The organism is Alkalihalobacillus sp. CinArs1 (assembly GCF_947387515.1).
Classification (GTDB): domain Bacteria; phylum Bacillota; class Bacilli; order Bacillales; family Guptibacillaceae; genus Guptibacillus.
Window position 1 is genome coordinate 113536 of record NZ_CANDOB010000001.1, and the last position, 16791, is coordinate 130326.

22 protein-coding genes are annotated in these 16791 nt (G+C 40.9%); 1 reads left to right on the forward strand and 21 read right to left on the reverse strand.

What is annotated here, in order from left to right; translation table 11 throughout:
• From PFZ69_RS00670 to PFZ69_RS00765, 20 genes are all read right to left on the reverse strand, one after another.
• Positions 1-1494: a spore germination protein gene (locus PFZ69_RS00670; protein WP_270179119.1), complete on the reverse strand. Its 1494-nt coding sequence runs from the start codon at positions 1492-1494 to the stop codon at positions 1-3.
• Complete coding sequence (locus PFZ69_RS00675) at positions 1472-2056, reverse strand: stage V sporulation protein AE (protein ID WP_270179120.1); 585 nt, start codon at positions 2054-2056, stop codon at positions 1472-1474. The genes PFZ69_RS00670 and PFZ69_RS00675 overlap by 23 nt, the downstream gene beginning before the upstream one ends.
• Positions 2057-2060: 4 nt before the next feature.
• Positions 2061-2411, reverse strand: a complete 351-nt coding sequence (gene spoVAE / locus PFZ69_RS00680; protein WP_270179121.1) for a stage V sporulation protein AE — start codon at positions 2409-2411, stop codon at positions 2061-2063.
• Positions 2411-3424, reverse strand: a complete 1014-nt coding sequence (spoVAD, locus tag PFZ69_RS00685) for a stage V sporulation protein AD (protein ID WP_270179122.1) — start codon at positions 3422-3424, stop codon at positions 2411-2413. Before spoVAD ends, spoVAE begins: the two co-directional genes overlap by 1 nt.
• 16 nt (positions 3425-3440) lie before the next feature.
• Positions 3441-3893: a stage V sporulation protein AC gene (gene spoVAC, locus PFZ69_RS00690; RefSeq protein WP_270179123.1), complete on the reverse strand. Its 453-nt coding sequence runs from the start codon at positions 3891-3893 to the stop codon at positions 3441-3443.
• A complete protein-coding gene (locus PFZ69_RS00695; protein ID WP_270180577.1) occupies positions 3894-4322 on the reverse strand; it encodes a stage V sporulation protein AB in 429 nt (142 codons plus the stop codon). It abuts the gene before it with no gap.
• Positions 4322-4921: a stage V sporulation protein AA gene (locus PFZ69_RS00700; RefSeq protein WP_270180578.1), complete on the reverse strand. Its 600-nt coding sequence runs from the start codon at positions 4919-4921 to the stop codon at positions 4322-4324. Before PFZ69_RS00700 ends, PFZ69_RS00695 begins: the two co-directional genes overlap by 1 nt.
• A 166-nt stretch (positions 4922-5087) precedes the next feature.
• Entirely contained in the window at positions 5088-5843 is a 756-nt protein-coding gene (gene sigF / locus PFZ69_RS00705; protein ID WP_270179124.1) for an RNA polymerase sporulation sigma factor SigF, read from the reverse strand.
• Positions 5844-5855: 12 nt separating this feature from the next.
• Positions 5856-6296 (reverse strand): anti-sigma F factor, encoded by a 441-nt coding sequence (spoIIAB, locus tag PFZ69_RS00710; protein ID WP_270179125.1) that lies wholly within the window; start codon positions 6294-6296, stop codon positions 5856-5858.
• Entirely contained in the window at positions 6296-6646 is a 351-nt protein-coding gene (gene spoIIAA / locus PFZ69_RS00715) for an anti-sigma F factor antagonist (protein WP_270179126.1), read from the reverse strand. The genes spoIIAB and spoIIAA overlap by 1 nt, the downstream gene beginning before the upstream one ends.
• 101 nt (positions 6647-6747) lie before the next feature.
• Positions 6748-7923 (reverse strand): D-alanyl-D-alanine carboxypeptidase family protein, encoded by a 1176-nt coding sequence (locus tag PFZ69_RS00720; protein WP_270179127.1) that lies wholly within the window; start codon positions 7921-7923, stop codon positions 6748-6750.
• 130 nt (positions 7924-8053) lie between these two features.
• Complete coding sequence (locus PFZ69_RS00725) at positions 8054-9355, reverse strand: pyrimidine-nucleoside phosphorylase (protein WP_270179128.1); 1302 nt, start codon at positions 9353-9355, stop codon at positions 8054-8056.
• Between the two features lie 17 nt (positions 9356-9372).
• Complete coding sequence (locus PFZ69_RS00730; protein ID WP_270179129.1) at positions 9373-10200, reverse strand: purine-nucleoside phosphorylase; 828 nt, start codon at positions 10198-10200, stop codon at positions 9373-9375.
• 21 nt (positions 10201-10221) lie between these two features.
• Entirely contained in the window at positions 10222-11400 is a 1179-nt protein-coding gene (gene deoB, locus PFZ69_RS00735) for a phosphopentomutase (protein ID WP_270179130.1), read from the reverse strand.
• A 139-nt stretch (positions 11401-11539) separates the two neighbouring features.
• Positions 11540-12430 carry a site-specific tyrosine recombinase XerD gene (xerD, locus tag PFZ69_RS00740; RefSeq protein ID WP_270179131.1) on the reverse strand — a complete coding sequence of 297 codons (891 nt, stop codon included), beginning with the start codon at positions 12428-12430 and terminating at the stop codon, positions 11540-11542.
• 14 nt (positions 12431-12444) lie between these two features.
• A complete protein-coding gene (locus PFZ69_RS00745; RefSeq protein WP_270180579.1) occupies positions 12445-12672 on the reverse strand; it encodes a YqzK family protein in 228 nt (75 codons plus the stop codon).
• Between the two features lie 97 nt (positions 12673-12769).
• Positions 12770-13252 carry a ferric iron uptake transcriptional regulator gene (gene fur / locus PFZ69_RS00750; RefSeq protein WP_270179132.1) on the reverse strand — a complete coding sequence of 161 codons (483 nt, stop codon included), beginning with the start codon at positions 13250-13252 and terminating at the stop codon, positions 12770-12772.
• Between the two features lie 111 nt (positions 13253-13363).
• Positions 13364-14005, reverse strand: a complete 642-nt coding sequence (gene spoIIM, locus PFZ69_RS00755; protein WP_270179133.1) for a stage II sporulation protein M — start codon at positions 14003-14005, stop codon at positions 13364-13366.
• 74 nt (positions 14006-14079) lie between these two features.
• Positions 14080-15240: an endonuclease Q family protein gene (locus tag PFZ69_RS00760; RefSeq protein WP_270179134.1), complete on the reverse strand. Its 1161-nt coding sequence runs from the start codon at positions 15238-15240 to the stop codon at positions 14080-14082.
• 9 nt (positions 15241-15249) lie between these two features.
• Complete coding sequence (locus PFZ69_RS00765; protein WP_270179135.1) at positions 15250-15789, reverse strand: NUDIX hydrolase; 540 nt, start codon at positions 15787-15789, stop codon at positions 15250-15252.
• A gap of 115 nt (positions 15790-15904) precedes the next feature.
• On the opposite strand from PFZ69_RS00765, the gene mciZ reads away from it, so the two are divergent.
• Positions 15905-16063, forward strand: a complete 159-nt coding sequence (gene mciZ / locus PFZ69_RS00770; protein WP_270179136.1) for a Z-ring formation inhibitor MciZ — start codon at positions 15905-15907, stop codon at positions 16061-16063.
• A 72-nt stretch (positions 16064-16135) separates the two neighbouring features.
• Here the strand turns inward: mciZ and PFZ69_RS00775 are convergent, their stop codons facing one another.
• Positions 16136-16678, reverse strand: coding sequence for a cysteine hydrolase family protein (locus tag PFZ69_RS00775; protein WP_270179137.1), 543 nt, complete (start codon positions 16676-16678; stop codon positions 16136-16138).
• Positions 16679-16791 lie beyond the last annotated feature (113 nt).

Sequence of the window (16791 nt, forward strand, 5' to 3'; positions counted from 1 at the left end):
TTAAGATTCAGCAAGTGGTTCGTCCTCTTGCTTCTTTTTATTTTGAGGCTGCGTAATACTCGGTCTAAGCTTCGTCAATGGCACTGAGACTCTGATTAGAATCTGTAAGAACGCCTTTGCGTTAAATGGTACGAAAGGCCACAAATACGGTGTATTGAGCGGGCGTAAACTTATTAAAAACAATATCGTCAAAGTAACGCCGATCATGTAGCCTGGGACTCGGAAGAAATAGACGAGAAACAATAATAAGAGCCGGATCAATTTGTTTGCGATTGCAAGCTCATAGCTTGGGGTCGCATAAGAACCGATTGCCGCGATCGACACATAAAGAATGACCTCTGGCACGAATAGACCAACGTCGATGGCGATTTGTCCAATTAGAACCGCTGCGATTAAGCCCATAGCTGTTGAAAGTGGCGTAGGAGTATGGATGGCGGCCATCCTCAAAGTCTCTATACCGAGTTCGGCTAGTACGATTTGAACGAATATCGGAACATTGGTTTTCTCATTCGGTCCGATGAAATCGATCGTTTTTGGAAGTAGTTCCGGTTCATATACGAATAGTAGCCATAGTGGCAAAAGAAGCAATGCAGCAAGCATACCACCAAATCGTACCCATCTAAGAAACGCTCCCGCTAGAGGTGCTTCTCTGTATTCTTCCGCATGCTGAACGTGATGAAAAAATGTCGTAGGCGTGATGATGACACTCGGTGAAGTATCTACGATGATCAGCACATGACCTTCTAATAAATGAGACGCTGCAACGTCGGGTCTTTCCGTATACCTCACCAGAGGGAATGGATTCCCTGCTTGATGCACCAAAAATTCTTCTATCGCTTTATCAGCCATCGGTAGACCATCGATATTGATCTCTTTTAACTTTTTCGTTACGATTTCGACTAGGTTAGGATTTGCCACATCCTCTATATACGTTATGCAAATATCTGTTTTAGAACGTTCTCCAACTTGCATGATCACATTCCTAAGTTTTCCATCACGTATTCTACGACGTGTTAACGCTGTATTTTCAATGATATTCTCTGTGTACCCATCTCTCGAACCGCGGATGACCTTTTCTGTATCGGGCTCTTGTGGTGTTCTGCCAGGATACTTACGAACGTCAATAATGTATGCCTGTTCTTCGCCTTCCATAAAAACAGCGATTAAGCCTGAGAGAACTTGATCTACGACTTCATCAAAGGTATTTACTGTCGACACTTGCTGATGTGGCAAGTGATTATGAATCACTTTTTCAAACTGCGCAGTCAGACGATGATGTTCGTCTGTATACATCAATTCACGCATGATTTCTACTATGATAGATGTATCACAAAGTCCTGTACAGTAGTAAAAGTACACTTCTTTGTTTAATATTCTTATTTTCCGAACGCCTACGTCGAAACTCTTCCCAATACCAATCGACTTTTCCATGAACTTTTCATTTTCTTTTATCTTTTTAAAGATTTTTTGTTTATCCTTCGTTGTTGAACTCATCTATTCCACTCCTCTCTAGAAGAATTTGGACCGCTTTCCTCGTAATCGGTGACCCTTTTGACGGATCATCATAACCTGACATCTTACCAATATCACCGACTCCCACAACGATTGGAAGGTCCAATTTATCAAGGATAGATACCGTGTCTCCATCGATCCTCCCGATTTCCATATCAGGAAGCCCGTTTTTATCGACGCCAAAATGGGTAAGCTCCCCAAACCGGTCGATGGAAACATCCACTTTCGTCCATTCAGAAAAATGGGTTCTCGATGCCACAGCGATCGCTCCTAAAACCTCGATATTCGCATCAGAAGCTACATACTGCATCGCAAGTTCGCCGTACCCTTCACCTTGGTAGCCACTGTCATCAAACATGACAAACACTGGATCATGAGGGGTTTCAGAAATGAGTGATACGATTTCGTATCCAGCAAGCGGGGTAGGGTTACCAGCCGATTGACTGATACATCTTCCGCCAAGTTCTGAGGCTACTGTTTCAATAGCCTGTTGCGCATATAGATCACCGTCAGTAACAAAAATAACCCTCCGCTTTGTATTCATATCTTCACCCCTTTGGTTTAAACAGTATGGCAACGATAAAACCGAATACGATCGCTGACGAAATACCAGCTGAAGTTAATTGAAAAATCCCCATCCCAATGCCGATAAAGCCGTGTTCTTCACCTTTTTGCATGGCTCCATGGAGCAAAGAATGACCAAAGCTTGTGATCGGAACGGTTGCTCCTGCCCCCGCAAATTCGATCAGCTTATCATAAATTCCAAATCCGTCTAATATCGCACCGGAGACGACGAAGGACGACATAACGTGTGCAGGTGTTAATTTAAAAATGTCTAATAAAAGTTGACCTATCACACAGATAGCTCCTCCTACAGCAAATGCAAGGAAATATTCCATTATTGACCACTTCCTATTCTTTCAAAAACTACAGCATGTGCAATGGCTGGCATGCTTTCTTTCTGTTGAACCATCACGGGACTATGAAGGCACCCTGTTGCAACGACTAAAATCTTGTTGTAGCGCCCTTTTTTCAATAGATCCATAAGATGCCCATACGTTACAACAGCAGAACACGCACATCCACTGCCTCCTGCAAACACTTCTTCTTGATCTGGGCGATAGACCATCAATCCACAGTCATTGTGGTTATTGGTGATGTCATATCCATCTTCTAACAGCAGGTCTCTGACGATTGGTGACCCGACAGCTGATAAGTCACCAGTAGCGATCAAATCGTATTCAGTCGGCTCAATATCAAGATCTTTAAAGTGTGTAGCGATCGTATCGGCTGCAGCAGGCGCCATCGCAGATCCCATATCGAATGGGTCTTTCACCCCCCAATCCACCACTCTTCCAACTGTCGCTGCAGTAATTCTGATATCAGAAGCATCAGTACTGATTAAAACGGCACCTGCACCTGTTACTGTCGCGGTTGCAGTTCCTGGCTTTTGGCCTCCATATTCAGTAGGGTACCGAAACTGCCTTTCAGCAGTCGCATTATGACTACTAACCCCAGCTACAGCAGATGTCGCAAAACCTCCCTCTACTAAAGAGGATGCTACTGCAAGGGATTCCATTGAGGTCGAGCATGCTCCGAATACACCTAGGAAGGGAATTTGTAGTGCCCTTGCAGAATAGGTCGCACTTACGATCTGATTTAAAAGATCTCCAGACACATAAATGTCTACATCTTCTTTAGAAAAACCTTTTTTGCTTAAACAGTTTGTAATCGAGTCTTCCAGAAGCTTTCTTTCGGCTAACTCCCAATTCTCCTCATTACAATGAAGATTGTCATAGGTCACATCGAAACATTCACCTAAAGGGCCTTCAGCCTCCTTAGGACCAACTGCTGTGCCAACAGATTGTACATATACGTTAGAGAACTTCCACGTTTGTTTTCCAATTTTCATTCGACTCTCTCCTTACTTACAACAACGCTCTGAAAATTAGCCGGACAATTCCTACCAAATAAGCTGCAACAACCCCGAAAACGATGACAGACCCAGCGAGCTTAAACATGTTCGTTGCGACCCCTAAAACGATCCCTTCACTTTTATGTTCGAGAGCAGCACTTGTGATCGAATTCGCAAAACCTGTTACAGGAACAGCTGAACCGGCACCCGCAAACTGTCCTATCTTATCGTATACACCAAAACCAGTAAGTAAAGCTGAGATAAGGATAAGCGTAGCAACCGTTGGGTTTCCTGCATTTTTTTCAGAAAAATCGAATACACTCATGTAGAAATTCTGAATCCCTTGACCAAATGCACAAATTGCGCCTCCCACCAAAAAAGCTTTTAATGAATTCCAAACATAAGGTGTTTTAGGATGATAATTCTTAATATTTTTCGAATATTGTTCCTGGTCGTGTAACGACATTTAAAACCCTCCATCTACAAAGACTGTCCAATGAAATAGTGAACCGAAGATCTTTCCTAATACGATAGCCATCAATAACAAAAGGATTTTATCGATAAATCCAATCCGTTTCGTAAGAATTGGAAGCACGTTTAGGACTTCTGTTAGAGCTGCCGCAAGCATTCCTATAAAAATCCCTGCGAGAAGCCCAACCGGCACCATGAGGATCTTAGGTAACCCTAAGATTGGATTTCTTAATGATAGCCAGCTCGCTGTGACAGCCCCAACGATGATTGCCCACTCATAGAACTTGATCAGATGCCTTGTTTTTGTTATTTGAGTTAAACGAGGGATAATCCCTAGAACAGATAAAAATGCAACTAAACCAGCTCCTACAGCAATTCCTTCAGCAAAACCGATGATCATTACCAAAATGATCTGTGCATTCATCATTCGTTCTTTCCATTGTCTTCATTTTCATGAACGATGACATATCGATCGAGGTCTTGTTGATAATTGAACATCTCTACTTCAAGTGGACTAGGTTCTTCATTAAATCTTTTCTTAAACAAGTGGTTAAAGAATAGGATCATTCCAATCCCAAGCCCGAATGAATACGGAATCTGGAGGAGAAGAGGTTTAGGATTATCAATCCCAGTAACGATTTTGTAAATTTGTTGGTGTACTTCACGCATACTTACGTCTTCATGAAAGTTCATAATTGCTAGTGCAGCCCCAATAAATAGGAGAAGCCAAATGAACACAAAATAGACAGGTGCTAATTTTTTCTTTGAGATTTGCACTTCGATAATGGTTTGTGTCGGTCCGATAATTTGCACTTCAAGAGAGTTTGTACGTTGAATCGCTCTTATCACTTTCATCACATCGATTACAACGAGATTCTTATCTTCTTTCCTAATGCGATGAATGATGGTGGTCTCAAGTTTTCTACATATCTCGTCTTCTCCAATCAGCTGAGCGATATCACCGATCGTCAGATGTGCTCCGGGCCTCACTCTAATCTTTTGTTTCAATCGAAGGTAAATCATATCAGCTGTCACAGCTCTCCACCTCCTTATTCGAGAGGTACCTTATATAGGTAATAGTATGTTTCTGGTATATCGCTCTCATTCGAACTGCACCCATGTTCCATTAATTCCCTCGTAGAAAAACATGGTTCAAATTAAGAAAATATCCAACAAAAAAACAGCTGAACTATTTGTTCAGCTGCTCTTTTATTTCCTTTAATATTTTCTTTTCAAGCCTTGAGACCTGTACTTGGGAAATCCCTAACCGTTCAGCTACTTCTGATTGTGTTTGATCTTTGTAATACCTCAGATATACGATTAACCTTTCCCTTGAATCTAACTGCTGTAGAGCATCTTGTAAGGCAATCTTATCGAACCACGATGTATCTGAATGATCTGCAATTTGATCCAATAGCGTAATTGGATCACCGTCATTTTCGTAAACCGTTTCATGGATCGAACTCGGTGCCCGAACAGCTTCCTGAGCCATTACCACTTCTTCTGGAGTGACGTCGATAAGCTCAGCAATTTCATTGATGGTTGGTGTTCGACCTAACGTTTTTGACAACTCATCTCTTGCTTTACGCACTTTGTTTCCTGTTTCTTTAAGAGATCTGCTAACCTTTACCGTACCGTCATCTCGAATAAAGCGCTGGATTTCTCCGATAATCATTGGGACAGCGTAAGTGGAGAATTTAACATCATAACTTAAATCGAACTTGTCAACGGATTTTAACAGACCAATACACCCTATTTGGAATAAATCGTCGGCTTCATAGCCTCTATTAAGAAAGCGTTGTACCACAGACCAAACAAGTCTCATGTTTTTTTGTACAATTTGATCTCTTGCTTGCTGATCGCCATTTTGGCTCTGTTTGATTAATTCCTTGACTTCTTCATGCTTAAGCTGAGTATGTTTACCTTTTTTTACCTCCACGTCCATACGCAGGTCCCCTTAATTACATAACGCTTTATTTTTTGATAGGTACTTTACAACATGAATCGAAGTACCCTGGTTCTTAGCAGATTCAACCTTTACTTCATCCATAAAGTTCTCCATGATTGTAAAGCCCATCCCAGATCTTTCTAATTCTGGCTTCGTAGTAAACAGAGGTTGTCTAGCTTCATCCAAATCATCGATTCCGATTCCATTATCGCGAATAGTGAGGTGAACCGTATCATCGTTGAGCTCAACAGATATATAGACTTTTCCATCTCCATTCTGTTCGTACCCATGAATGATTGCATTTGTCACTGCTTCAGAGACAACTGTTTTAATTTCGGTTAGCTCATCGACTGTTGGGTCTAATTGCGCTATAAATGCTGCAACTGTAACTCGAGCAAAGGATTCATTCTGACTGAGAGCTGAAAATTCAATATCCATACGATTTCTCATTAAGCCACCCCCAGTGTCGCAAGAGCATGTTGCTCATCATCTTCGAGTCTCACGATCTTAAATAGACCTGACATCTCAAAAAGGCGTTTCACAGCTGGAGATATCGAGCATACAACCATCTCTCCACCAAAGCTTTTCACCTTGTTGTACCGGCCAAGAATCACACCAAGCCCAGAGCTATCCATAAATGACAGACCTTCCAAACTTAGAACGATATGCTCGATTTTTCTCTCCTCAAGAAGTTGATCGACTCTCTCCCGTAACTCTTCAGCGGTATGGTGATCTAGTTCGCCTTCTAAACGTATTAATAAAACTGGATGCTTAACTTCAAGGTTAATCGTAAGACTCACAACGCACTCCTCCTCATGGTTTGCTTGTGAGTTTTTTCTCTGTTTATTACCTTAATTCCTTCTTCGTGACAAAACTAGTGATTGTTCGATGAAAGGGTTGCTTACTTGACACCATCTGACGCTTTGGCGAATTGCCCTACCGTCCTCTTCATCAACTGCCACCATGATGCTTGATCGATCGATTGTGATGACAATACAGGAGACGTTGCTGTTACTTTGCCATCTACTTTAACAGTAAGAACACCTACAGGATCACCCTCTTTAATCGGGGTCTGAAGGTTTTCATTCATTTTGATCGAGGTCGTTATCTTCTCGTCTTTACTGCCTTTTTTCATGAGCACAGATACTTGCTCAGAAGTTACAACTTCCATCGTTGCTCGGTCACCTTTGTTAATTTCGACTTCTTTTACCACGTGATTTCTATCGAATAATTTGTTTGTCGTATATTGAGAGAAAGCATAATCGAATAGCTTCGTTACCTCAGCATTCCGCTTTTTGGGTGATGGTGCGCCCATTACAACTGCTACTACTCTCATATCATCTCGTTTCGCAGTAGCGGTTAGACAATATTTTGCTTCATTCGTAAAACCAGTCTTAAGCCCGTCTACACCTTGGTAAAATTTCACTAATTTATTCGTATTCACTAACCAGAATTTTTTATCAGTATCTTCTCTTAAGTAATCTTCGTACTTTCCTGTGTATTTCGTAATCAAGTCATATTTTAATAATTCTCTCGCCATCATAGCCATATCATGTGAAGTTGAATAGTGATCCTTCGCTGGAAGGCCCGTAGGATTCACGAAGTTCGTATCTTTTAGACCCATTTCTTTTGCTTTATCATTCATCATTTGAACAAAAGCTTTTTCTGAACCAGCAATCGCCTCTGCCATCGCAACCGATGCATCATTACCTGAAGCAATCGCGATACCCTTCAGCATATCGTCGGCCGTCATCTCTTCCCCTGCTTCTAGGAAGATTTGAGATCCTCCCATTGATGCTGCGTATTCACTCGTGCGGATTTTGTCATCAAGCTTCACTTTTCCACTTTCGATCGCTTCCATAATCAAAACCATCGTCATGATCTTTGTCATACTTGCTGGAGGAAGCTTTTTATCACTGTCTTTTTCATATAAAACTGCCCCTGTATCTCGTTCAATGAGTATTGCAGACGATGATTCTTCTACAATATCTGATTTTATTTCATTAGCGCTTGCAAATGTTGGAACGAATGTTGCTACTACGAGTAGCATGGCGAGTAAAGCTGCCGAAACTTTCATCTGGATCCCTCCATTCTTAGTAATAGAAGGATGCCCATCTTATTGGTAAAGTATACCTTTCTTTCATTACGATTGAACGAGAACGGATACCAATAAAAAAAGCCCCCAAAATGGGGGCTTTCGTTTATATTTAGTTGATCACATCATAAATAAGCTTGTGTTTACCTGGAGATTCCTCAGAAAGTGTGTATGCTTCATTGATCTTTTTGATTGAATCTTGTGGATTCTCATCATCACTATGAAGTGTAACCAATGCTTCGCCTTTCTTCACGGCATCGCCTACTTTTTTGTTTAACGTGATCCCTACACCGTGATTGATCTGATCATCTTTCGTTGCTCTACCCGCTCCAAGGTACATAGCAGCAACACCGACTGATTCTGCATCGATCGCTGTTACGTAACCATCTTGTTCAGCTGCTACTTCAATATGATACTTCGATTGTGGAAGTTTAGAAAGATCGTCGATTACGCTTACGTCTCCACCTTGAGCAGAAACAAGAGAACGGAACGCTTCAAACGCTTTACCGTTTTCAAGGTTTTCTTCAAGCGTTTTATATGCGGAATCAAAGTCATTAAATACTCCTGCAAGAACAGTCATATGTGAAGCTAATTCTAATGATAATAGACGAAGGTCTTCTACTTTTTTACCTTGAAGAACTTCACAAGCTTCACGTACTTCGTTCGCATTTCCAACTTCAAACCCTAGAGGTTGGTTCATATCACTGATTACTGCAACAGTGTTACGTCCAAGATTATTTCCGATGTTCACCATTTCTCTTGCTAGAGCTTTAGAATCTTCTAGATCTTTCATGAAAGCTCCAGTGCCCGTCTTAACATCAAGAACAATGCTGTCAGCACCAGATGCTAATTTCTTACTCATGATTGAGCCAGCAATCAAAGGAATGGAGTCAACAGTAGCCGTAACATCTCTAAGAGCATATAGCTTCTTATCAGCCGGAGCTAGATTTCCTGTTTGACCAGCCACTGCAAGCTTGTGAGTGTTTACGTTGTTGATGAACTTCTCTTTCGTCATCTCAATGTTAAAGCCTTCGATCGATTCAAGCTTATCTAGAGTTCCACCCGTATGCCCTAGTCCACGACCAGACATTTTTGCAACAGGAACTCCAACAGAAGCAACAAGAGGTCCAACGATGAACGTTGTTTTATCGCCGACTCCACCTGTAGAATGCTTATCAACTTTGTGCCCTTCAATAGCAGATAGGTCGATCGTTTCTCCTGAATCAACCATCGCTTGCGTTAGCATTGCTGTTTCGTTTGATTCCATTCCGTTAAAGTAAACAGCCATCATAAGTGCAGAAGCTTGATAGTCGGGGATATCACCTGCTGTGTAGCCATTAATAAAAAATTCTATTTCTTCTTTAGTTAACGTTTTACCGTTACGTTTCTTTTGAATAACATCGACCATTCTCATGTGATGAATCTCCCTTCCTACGCCATCTTCTCTACAATATTTTTAACTAAAAGCAAGAAGTTTGCTTTTACTTTTTCAGTTGTTTCGATTACCTCACCATGGTGAAGTGGCTGATCAAGGATTCCTGCAGCCATGTTTGAGATACAAGATATTCCTAGTACTTCCATTCCAGCGTGTCTTGCAACGATTACTTCAGGAACCGTTGACATGCCGACTGCATCTCCACCAACTGTACGTAGCATACGTACTTCTGCTGGTGTTTCATATGTTGGACCCGTGTTCCCTACATACACACCAGACTGAAGCTTCATGCCAAGTTCTGTTGCAGTATCATGAGCAAGCTTTTGTAAGTCTTGGCTATATGCCGTAGACATATCAGGGAAGCGCGGACCAAACTCTTCGCTATTCGGGCCGATTAACGGGTTTGCGCCAAAGTTATTGATGTGATCTGAGATCACCATCAAATCACCAGGTTCAAACTCCTCATTAACGCCTCCAGCAGCGTTTGTTACGATGATTTTTTCGATGCCTAGCTCTTTCATTACTCGTACTGGGAACGTTACCTTATCCATCTCATACCCTTCATAGTAATGAAAGCGACCTTGCATCGCTGCTACGTTCTTGCCGTTAAGCTTTCCAAATACGAATTGACCTGCATGGCCTGACACTGTTGAGACAGGAAAGTTAGGAATATCACTATATGCGATTTTCACAGGGTTTTCGATTTCTTCTGCTAGTACGCCAAGTCCAGATCCTAAGATAAGACCTATTTCAGGCTTCACTTCTCCAGCGTTTTCTGTAATGTATGATGCTGCATCTTGAATTTCTTGTTTGATTACTGTCATTATCTGTTCCTCCTCTTATCTTTAAAGCTTCTCAAGAAAGCTTGTTCCGTACTTAGGCAAGTTTACCTCAAAATTATCCGCTACAGTAGCACCAATATCTGCAAATGTTTTGCGGATTCCAAGGTCTTCACCTTTTTCAATTCCTTTATGATAAGCAAGCAACGGCACATACTCACGAGTGTGATCCGTTCCATGATGTACTGGGTCGTTACCATGGTCTGCAGTAATTAGGAGGAGATCATCCTCTTGCATACCTTCTAAGAATTCACTCAGACGTGCATCGTATTCCTCAAGGGCTTCTCCGTACCCTTGTGGATCTCTTCTGTGTCCAAAGAGTGCGTCGAAATCAACAAGATTCAGGAAGCTCAACCCTTCGAATTCCATTTTTTGGGTATCGATAAGCTTGTCCATACCATCCATGTTCGATTTCGTTCTTAGAGATTCTGTGACACCTTCTTCATCATAGATGTCGGAAATTTTCCCGATAGCGATGACATCTTTTCCATTATCCTGAAGCTCGTTCATCACGGTATGGCCGAATGGTTTTAAAGCGTAGTCGTGACGATTGGAAGTGCGTTTGAATTCGCCTTCTTTACCAACAAATGGTCGAGCGATAACTCTTCCTACCATGTACTCTTCTGCTTTCGTCATCTCTCTTGCGATTTCACAAATATGATATAGCTCATCGAGTGGTACTACTTCTTCATGAGCTGCAATTTGCAGTACGGAATCTGCAGATGTATAGACGATCAAAGCACCTGTTTCCACATGTTCTTGACCGAGCTCTTTAATGATCTCTGTTCCAGAAGCTGGCTTGTTACCGATGATTTTTCGACCTGTTCTTTCTTCTAATTCATTCAATAGCTTATCAGGAAATCCATCAGGGAATGTACGGAAAGGCTGTTCGATATGAAGGCCCATTATTTCCCAATGGCCAGTCATCGTATCTTTCCCATTTGATGCTTCCTGCATTTTTGTGAAGTGCGCCATCGGTTTCTCCACTTTGGAAATGCCTTTGACTTCTCTAATGTTACCGAGACCTAACTTTTCCATGTTTGGCATCTTTAGTCCACCCATGTGTTCAGCAATATGTCCAAGCGTATCTGCACCTTTATCATTAAATTGCTCAGCATCAGGAGCTTCACCGATACCAACAGAGTCCATTACTACTAAAAATACTCGTTTAAATTTATTTGACATTCCTAGTCCTCCTTGTATGAATAACACTCATATTTTACTATTCCCTTCAGAAAATATAAAAACACACTTATGTACAATCGGTCCAATAAAACAAAAAAGAAACCTGGTCAACGACCAGATTGATCTCTGGAAAAGCGAATTAAGCTCTTGGGTGGTATGTTGAGTAAATATCTTTCAACCTGGCCTTCGTTACATGTGTGTATATCTGTGTTGTCGAAATATCAGCATGACCTAACAATTCCTGAACCGCTCTTAAATCTGCTCCGTTTTCAAGTAGATGTGTAGCGAAAGAATGCCTTAGTGTATGCGGAGTAAGAGGCTTTACAATATTCGAATGCAGCGCAAGCTTTTTGAGGATTTTCCAGAATCCTTGCCTAGAAAGTCTCTCACCATGATGATTTAGGAAAAGCGCATCTGATTTTTTTCGTTTTAATAGCGCACTTCTTCCCTCATCTAAATAGAGCTGCAATGCATCACGTGCCATCTTACCTAAAGGAACGATCCTCTCCTTATTGCCTTTGCCTATCGTGCGTATAAATCCCATCGTTAAGTGGATATCCTCCAAGTTTAAATCCACTAACTCAGAAACACGAAGTCCTGTAGCGTAGAGTACTTCAAGCATCGCACGGTCCCGTTTACCGAACGGAGTTGAATGATCAGGTGCTTCAAGCAGCTGTTCGACTTCTGATGTAGAAAGGATTTTCGGTAATTTTCTTTCAGCTTTCGGCGTTTCAATATGTACGGAAGGATCTTGATCGGTCTCTTTTTCTCTTAAGAGAAATTGATGAAAGGATCGTATCGAAGCAATGTTACGCGCTATGGTCGTTGAGGCTCTACCGTTATCCTTTAATTCGTATAAGTAATTGACGATGTGCACACGCCTTACATCCTGCAATGAAGTAAGTGATTCTTGTTCTGTTAAGTGCTTTATATATTGAGCCAGATCTCGCCTATAAGCATCGAGAGTATTTTTTGATAGGCTCCGCTCAACGATTAAATAATGTAAAAAATCCTGTACCTGGTCCTCCATAAGCGAAAACTCCCTTATTCACCAGTTTGGAAAAACAAACCGAGCCTCTCAAGGAAAATCTGCTGAGGTACTGACTCCATCTGCACCACTTTGACTGCCTTTCCCTCTGGCTCATCATACCGGTGGTAATTTTGATACTCTTGATTTACCCAGAGAATTCCAAAGTAAAACAGCAGCGTGCAGCCTGTGAATAACAAGAATACCTTCATAGTATCTAAAACAAGCAATAGACCCCTAACCATCATATGCACCTCCATCTCTAGTAAAAGATATGCCAGATAAGGAGATTTTTATACATAGCATGTTTGATAAGGGGCTCTTTTGCGTTCATTATAATTGTTAGGAACGATTCGCTGTTTCCTCTTCAGGCTGCTCAGCTTGTTCTTGGCTTTGACAGCGGTAGCAAATCCCATGAAATGTTAAACGATGATCTTTGATTTTAAAGTTCCAATCTTTCTCGACAACTTCTTCTACGTCTCCAAGTAGATCTTCTTGTATTTCGTCTACTGCTCCACACTCAATACATACGAGGTGATGATGAAAATGGGCAGCGCCTTCTTGTCTTAGATCAAATCTGGATACGCCATCACCGAAATTAATTTTGTCAACGATTTTCAATTCCGCTAGTAACTCTAGCGTTCTGTATACTGTAGCCAGTCCAATTTCTGGAGACTTTTCTTTAACGAGAAGGTAAACGTCTTCAGCACTCAAATGATCTTCCTCATTCTCAAGAAGTACTCTAACGGTTGCTTCACGTTGAGGTGTCAGCTTATAGCTTTGAGAATGAAGCTGTTTCTTAATTCGATCGATTCTGCTTTCCATATCCCTTATTCCCTCCCTCGATCGATGCCAATTTCATTATAAGCAGTAGAAAAAAAGGTGTCAAACTAAAATAATTATCAATAGCACTTTATAATCATTATTATATAATAATTACTGAATATCAACTACAGCTTTAATTAATGAAGGGGATAAGTAAGCTTCAAACCATGATGCTAGAAAAAGCACGCACAGGGAACCAAGAACTAATAAAGAAAACCGAATGAATGGGGGAAAGATCAACTCTGTTTTCCGTTTCATGAACAGCTGTCTAACAAGTCGAAGAGAAAATGTTAGAGAAGCTGTTCCGATCACGATAAATACAGGAACTGCCAATACATTCTGAGGAAAAACAGATACAAACGCCAATAAAAAACCTTTCCAACTCATTTGATTCACTAGAAAGCCTACTGTGAAACCGACTACGATCCCCTTTAAAAACAACATTACTAAAATAATCGGTAGACCGATCACTGTCAATCCTAGTAGCCACATCAATCCGATATATTTCACATAATGTGTAAAGCTTTGCTGAAACATCTCTGAGGAAGTCGCAAACTGTCCCTCTGACACTTGTCCAAAAAATCGGCTTAAATAGAGAGCGAGGTCTTCTTTTTGGGTTAGACTTAAGCTGTTAACAATGACTGCCCCGAAAACGATCCCCATGAGAAATAACACAGCGATGAATGTATAAATCGAAAGATGGTCAGTAATATGTGACGAAATGATCTGCTTCAACTGTCGACTCCGATTCATAAGAACTCCCCCTCCAAACTGCTCTTGGTAAAGTCTATGAATCGAATACTAGGCGTATGACAGTTGCTAGATTGTCACTCTTCTGTTCTTACTTTGCCGTATTTTCCTCCCCCACCTTTTTCGATCGTGAGTTCTCCGTTTCTTGCAAGGTTAATAAGTCTCGCTATCTTAGAAGACACTACTGTCGCAAGTTCCTTTTCCTTAGCTCGGTGTAAAATATTCATTTCATTTCCGAAATGATCTAACAGTCGACTTAACGTCTTTGGTCCGATACCAGGTATATATTCAAGAGGAACATGATGGATATATTCTGGCCTCATGGGCTTAGTAGTTGTAGAACGTAATTCTTTAATTCGATTCGAGACACCCTTGATCAATTTCGTGCCCTTACAGGTTTGACATTCTCTCCCGTGAACGCTTGTTTCACACTTTGCACAAACTGTTTCGAAATACTTACCTAGTTCAGGGTCTAACCCATAGTTTCTAACAATGTGTCTCTCGTCCACGTTCATTAATGCTTTCTTCCATTCCTGAAAACTAGGAGTTTTCACCTTCAATTGCTGATACTCTCGTGCGATTTTTGGCGTCGAATGGGCATCAGAATTCGTAAGAAATGGTAAAGCATGGAGTTCTGCTATCTCATCTGCCATCATTGTGTTCGATGATAATCCCAATTCTACAGCATCGATTAAACTGATATCGAACACTTCTTTTAACGAGTATGAAACGCCTCTACCAAACAAACTTTTAAAAGGAGTAAAAATATGAGCGGGGATAAACAATCCGCCGAGTTCTTTAACTTTACGCTGCAACGTTTGTGCATCTTCATAAATTCGTTGCGAGCTCAAATGAATATTAGTCATCCGGCCTATCAACCACTCTGAAAAATGTTTCATAGTAATCAAATCAGGCAAATAAACTAATACGTGAATAGGACCTTTGCAATTTTCGTCATAGATCTCGATCTCACTACCTAGAATTAACGTAAGATCTCCAAACCTAATACCACCGTCATCCAATTCATAACCATTCCCTACTCTGACCTCATTTTCTAAATCAGCGATCACTTCAGGAACATGACAATCAATTATACCGATCATGTCCAATCCTTTACGATTTGAAGCTTCATCTAAGATCGAAGAAAGTGTTAGAGAGTCAGATGCAGTGATTTTCACCGGTTTATAAGAAGAAGTTCTTCCAATATGTATGTGAAAATCTGCATAACAATCAATCATAGCGCAACGTCACCTTTGGTTCATTTTCAAATAAAGCAAAGCATAAGCCGTTTTTGCATCATGCACTTCTTTTGTGTTGACCATTTCTTCTAATTCATCTAACGATAGATAAAGGACATCAAGGAACTCATCTTCATCGGCAGACTGTTCTCCCTTTTTCACTAGCCCCTCTGCAACATAAAGATGAACTAATTCGTTCGCAAATCCAGGGGAAGTATAAAATGATATTACTTCTTTTAACGATTGACATGTATAGCCCGTTTCTTCTTCAAGCTCTCTAACAGCAGTAATTTCAGGCTCTTCTCCAACTTCTAATTTTCCTGCTGGAATTTCAACGATCGATTTGCCTAGCGCCTTCCTATATTGCCTTACAGCAAGAATTTTATTATCAGGCGTTATTGCGATAACTGCAACAGCTCCAGGATGGTCGATGAGTTCTCGCTTACTCTTCTTTCCGTTCGGGAGTTCTACATCTTCAACTCTTAAATTAATTATTCGACCCTCATAGAGTGTTTCTGAACGAAGGGTCTTTTCATATAGATGATCCATGTCCTCTCATCTCCTGGTTCTAAGATTTCTATCCGATACATAAAGTCTATCACAACAGACAGATAATAGGGGCAGATCAGATGATTATGTATCGATCAAGTAGGAGGGTAAACGAGTGAAAATTTATATACAATCTAACGGAGTTACAATGGTAGGGAAACCGAAGCAGATCCAATTAATGATCAAGCACTATATGAAACACTACGACACGATTGAAGAGTGGATCCAAGCACCTCCATCAAAATCAAAATCACATTTAAAATTGATTCAATAAAAAGCTGCCCGATATGGGGCAGCTTCTTTAGTGGTTGTTTGAAATAAATAGCCATTGCGTCTAACGAGTTTATCAATCCCTTATTTCTGTATGAAAGATGGTTTTCATCTGTTCGAGAAAAACGTCATGATGATCTGTGAATGTGGCCATCGCACGTTTGTGTGCAACGGTTTTGAAGCCTCTTGCATAAGCGCCATAAGCGGTAAGAAAATCACATATGTCTGTACAAACACCTGTTAAATGAACAGTTTCTACTCCTTTTGACCGCAATAGCTCTTCGAGGTTCGTGTTGTAGAAAGCATCATATTCTGGCTTTGGTACATACTCTACACAACTATGGTCTTGATGCTCCTCATACCAGTCTTGGAGCTCTCCATACAATTCTTGTCCCCAAGATCCTATAACATTATGGACGGGCCATAAATCAAAATGTGAATCTTGTTCATGATGTGCGTCCATACAGATGATCACTTCATTCCCTTCTGCTATAAACGAGCTAGCAATCGAGAGGATATGAGGTACGATTTCTTGACCCTTTAATCCTACTGTTAAATTCCCTTTGTCGTGAATAAAATCATTACTCATATCGATTATTAACAGAGCTTCTTTCCCCATCAAAACGCCTCCTCAACCATTAACTATACCAGTCGATTTGACAAGTGACAAGACACTCATATCATTAGCGTTAAGTGCTCTTGTCACGATACACTAGTAGTAGTTATTTTAAT